Origin of the sequence: Halobellus sp. H-GB7 (assembly GCF_030848585.1) — an archaeon.
GTDB classification, from domain to species: domain Archaea; phylum Halobacteriota; class Halobacteria; order Halobacteriales; family Haloferacaceae; genus Haloquadratum; species Haloquadratum inordinatus.
Genome location: NZ_JAVDDW010000031.1, coordinates 1 through 1,122, shown reverse-complemented (window position 1 = coordinate 1,122; position 1,122 = coordinate 1). Strand labels below are relative to the sequence as shown.

Sequence of the window (1,122 nt, the reverse complement as noted above, 5' to 3'; positions counted from 1 at the left end):
TAGCTATCGAGACAATCCAAAACCGACTCGTTACCAACCGTCGGTACCTGACTGGGTTTCTCATCTCCTTGGTTGTCCTCCCGATACTTCTGCTCCTGCTTCCGATCTAGTTCTGCGGCCGGGACAGTCTGTTCTATCGAGAGAGATCTGCCAATACAGGTGGCGCCCCTTTCTCCAGACTCGTGTGCTCCCGCGCCTATATGTAGCTTTGACACGCATCTCTTGAGTATGGCCTCCGTCGACGAGGTGCTCGTTGCGTACGATGGGACCCCGCTCTCGGAGAAGGCGCTGGCGCACGCGCTCGACGTGTACTCGGATGCGTCGATCACTGTCCTCCACGTTATCGACTACATCGAAGAGAGCTACACCGCGAAAGCACTGGTCGGGGACGAAACGCTCCGGAAACGGGCCCAGGAACGATCGGCAGAACTGCTCGCCGAGGCCGAGGCGAAGGCAGACGAGCACGACCGGGTAGTTAAGACGGAAAGCGAGATTGGCAAGTCCGCAGACGAGATCCTCGAGTACGCGGACACACACGGCATCGACGTGATCGTCATCGGAAGCCACGGACGCTCGGGTATTGCTCGAATGCTCATGGGTTCGGTCGCTGAAACGGTGATGAAGCGTGCATCAGTGCCTGTGACTGTCGTCAGGTGACCGCAAACTGTGCCTCCAGATTCGCCCTGAAACGGTGAACCACAGAGGAAAACGCTCTCGATCTGGATAGCTGGCGAGTACTTCTCATAACCCTTCAGTTTCGAATTGACCCGCTGATTTTTGCATTTCCTTGTCCTACGAACAGCCATGGCACGAATTCCAGAGGCCAAGTCGATTACAACAGAGGACGAGTACATCCACGTTCGGTATCGGGACCCTGACCAGTTCGATCAAATTCGGACTCCAGACTGGGCTGACCGTACCTCTGATTCAGTCTCGGAGGGGAGTGAGGTGCGGATGGGAAAGCGGAAAGACGCCGATGAGTGGGTTGTCCAGTCCGTGTTGATCAAGAAGCACGTGGGTGAAGAAAAAGCCCGTGAACAAGCCGACGAAATTATCAGAGAGATCGAGTCGTGATCGGGTGCTTCGTCAGTCGTGGTTGTTGAAGCCGACTGGGAGATCCAG

Annotated in this window: 2 protein-coding genes; both read left to right on the top strand. The window is 56.0% G+C overall.

All coding sequences use genetic code 11. The features are described from left to right. Positions 1–228 precede the first annotated feature (228 nt). Positions 229–657 carry a universal stress protein gene (locus RBH22_RS17765; RefSeq protein WP_114604734.1) on the top strand — a complete coding sequence of 143 codons (429 nt, stop codon included), beginning with the start codon at positions 229–231 and terminating at the stop codon, positions 655–657. A 147-nt stretch (positions 658–804) separates the two neighbouring features. Then, complete coding sequence (locus RBH22_RS17760) at positions 805–1,074, top strand: hypothetical protein (RefSeq protein ID WP_114604733.1); 270 nt, start codon at positions 805–807, stop codon at positions 1,072–1,074. Positions 1,075–1,122: the final 48 nt, after the last annotated feature.

Bases quoted from the DNA above. Each gene is read 5' to 3' on its own strand.
- RBH22_RS17760 (WP_114604733.1), top strand. From the start codon at position 805: ATGGCACGAATTCCAGAGGCCAAGTCGATTACAACAGAGGACGAGTAC.
- RBH22_RS17765 (WP_114604734.1), top strand. From the start codon at position 229: ATGGCCTCCGTCGACGAGGTGCTCGTTGCGTACGATGGGACCCCGCTC.